Below are 1,965 nucleotides of genomic sequence, written 5' to 3' on the forward strand. Positions count from 1 at the left end.
TTCCGCAAACAGCCGCGCGACAAAGGCCGCGATGAAGCGCGGGCCGTGGCCCTTTCCGAGCATGTCGGCCTCGCCGATGAACTGGTCGATGCCGCGGGTTCCGGGCGGCTGGTCCTGCAGCGGGTAGTCCGGCCAGAGCGAAGGAGTCCAGCTCTGCTGATGCGCGAAGGGGCGGCCGTCATGGCTGACGATCAGGGCCTCCATGCTGGGATCGCCGAAGATGCGAGCGATCTCGGCGAGTTCCGCATCCGGATCGCCCCACCAGCGTTGGACATGCTCCTGCGCCAGCCAGCGGGCGAGCAGCGGGAAGTCGTCCGGCGTCGCCGGGGCGAAGGCATAGCCGTCGGCGAAGCTCATGCCGCCTCCAGGCTCTCGATGACCAGGCTGTGATTGGTGTAGACGCAGATGTCGCCGGCGATCTTCATCGCCTTGCGCACGATCGTCTCGGCATCGGCCTCGACATCGGCCAAAGCGCGGGCCGCGGCCAGCGCGAAATTGCCGCCGGAGCCGATCGCCATCACCGAGCCGTGCTCGCCCGCTTCCGGCTCCAGCACATCGCCGGTGCCCGAGATCAAGAGCGAGACCTCCTTGTCGGCGACGAGCAGCATCGCCTCGAGCCGGCGCAGATAGCGGTCGGTGCGCCAGTCCTTGGCGAGCTCGACGCAGGCGCGCAGGAGCTGGGTCGGGTATTGCTCGAGCTTGGCCTCGAGCCGCTCGAACAGCGTGAAGGCGTCGGCGGTGGCGCCGGCGAAACCGGCGATCACCGAGCCCTTGGCGAGGCGGCGCACCTTCTTCGCATTGCCCTTCATGATCGTCGGGCCGAGCGAGACCTGGCCATCGCCGCCGATCACGACGCGGCCGCCCTTGCGCACCATCAGGATCGTGGTGGCGTGCATGCTGGGAATGCTTGAGGTCTCTGACATTTGCGATTCAGTCTCGATCGGAACAGGTGCCGCCAACATGTTCAGGCCGGCGCCCGGTATCAAGGGCAAGCCTCGTTTCGACAAGTTTTAGACCCGGTTTGTCGATCATGCGCGGGTCATCCCGGGCGACCGAAGGGAGACCCGGGACCCATGCCTGAACCTTTTTCGGGAAGGCTCCGGCATGGATTCCGGATCGGCGCCGCTTTGCGGCTTGTCCGGGATGACGCGCGCAAGAGCGGCAGGCGTATTCGTTGCCCGCCGGCTTGGCGATGGCCATCCCGCCTCCTGCCTGCTAAAGCGACGCCAAATCCGCGAGAGACAGAGGCCAGCATGCGTTCGGGCGAGGTCAAGCGCCGCACCAACGAGACCGATATTTCGGTGAAGCTCGTGCTCGACGGCACGGGCAAGGCCGAGATTTCAACCGGCGTCGGCTTCTTCGACCATATGCTCGACCTGTTCGCGCGGCATTCGCTGATCGACACCACGATCGCGGTGAAGGGCGATACCCATATCGACGACCATCATTCGGTCGAGGATGCCGGCATCGCACTCGGCGAGGCGCTCAAGGCAGCGCTCGGCGACAAGAAGGGCATCCGGCGCTATGCCGACGTCCACCTGCCGATGGACGAGACGCTGACCCGTGTCGCGGTCGATGTCTCGGGCCGGCCCTTCCTGGTCTTCCGCACGCAGTTCAAGGCGGAGAAGATCGGCAGCTTCGACACCGAGCTGGTGCGCGAGTTCTTCCAGGCCTTCGCCATGAACGCCGGCATCACCCTGCATGTCGAGACGCTCTATGGCGACAACGCCCACCATATCGCCGAGAGCTGCTTCAAGGGCCTGGCGCGGGCGCTGCGCCAAGCGCTCGAGGTCGATCCGCGCGAGGGCGGACGCGTGCCCTCGACCAAGGGCGCGCTCTGATGGCGGGGGTTTCGCCCCTCATCCCGAGGAGCCATGTCGTCTGGCATGGCGTCTGGAAGGATGCTCGCTGAGGCTCCGGAACCAACTGGATCATCCTTCGAGACGCCGCTGCGCGGCTTTTCAG

At 66.1% G+C, this 1,965-nt stretch carries 4 protein-coding genes; 1 reads left to right on the forward strand and 3 read right to left on the reverse strand.

Annotation, left to right across the window (positions count from 1 at the left end; all coding sequences use genetic code 11):
- From V6M56_RS12455 to V6M56_RS12465, 3 genes are all read right to left on the reverse strand, one after another.
- Positions 1 to 357: GNAT family N-acetyltransferase (locus tag V6M56_RS12455; RefSeq protein WP_332684124.1), on the reverse strand; the 357-nt coding region annotated here is incomplete at its 3' end.
- Positions 354 to 923, reverse strand: coding sequence for an ATP-dependent protease subunit HslV (gene hslV, locus V6M56_RS12460; RefSeq protein ID WP_332684125.1), 570 nt, complete (start codon positions 921 to 923; stop codon positions 354 to 356). The genes V6M56_RS12455 and hslV, both read right to left, overlap by 4 nt.
- 7 nt (positions 924 to 930) lie before the next feature.
- The gene (locus V6M56_RS12465; RefSeq protein WP_332684127.1) at positions 931 to 1,200 is read right to left on the reverse strand and encodes a hypothetical protein; all 270 of its coding nucleotides are present in this window, start codon (positions 1,198 to 1,200) and stop codon (positions 931 to 933) included.
- 53 nt (positions 1,201 to 1,253) lie between these two features.
- On the opposite strand from V6M56_RS12465, the gene hisB reads away from it, so the two are divergent.
- Positions 1,254 to 1,841, forward strand: coding sequence for an imidazoleglycerol-phosphate dehydratase HisB (hisB, locus tag V6M56_RS12470; RefSeq protein ID WP_332684129.1), 588 nt, complete (start codon positions 1,254 to 1,256; stop codon positions 1,839 to 1,841).
- Positions 1,842 to 1,965 lie beyond the last annotated feature (124 nt).

The organism is Allobosea sp. (assembly GCF_036675845.1).
In the GTDB taxonomy this organism is placed as follows: domain Bacteria; phylum Pseudomonadota; class Alphaproteobacteria; order Rhizobiales; family Beijerinckiaceae; genus Allobosea.

Excerpts from the sequence above, each read along its gene's own strand:
- hisB (WP_332684129.1), top strand. The coding sequence starts at position 1,254 with ATGCGTTCGGGCGAGGTCAAGCGCCGCACCAACGAGACCGATATTTCG.
- hslV (WP_332684125.1), bottom strand. The coding sequence starts at position 923 with ATGTCAGAGACCTCAAGCATTCCCAGCATGCACGCCACCACGATCCTG.
- V6M56_RS12465 (WP_332684127.1), bottom strand. The coding sequence starts at position 1,200 with ATGGCCATCGCCAAGCCGGCGGGCAACGAATACGCCTGCCGCTCTTGC.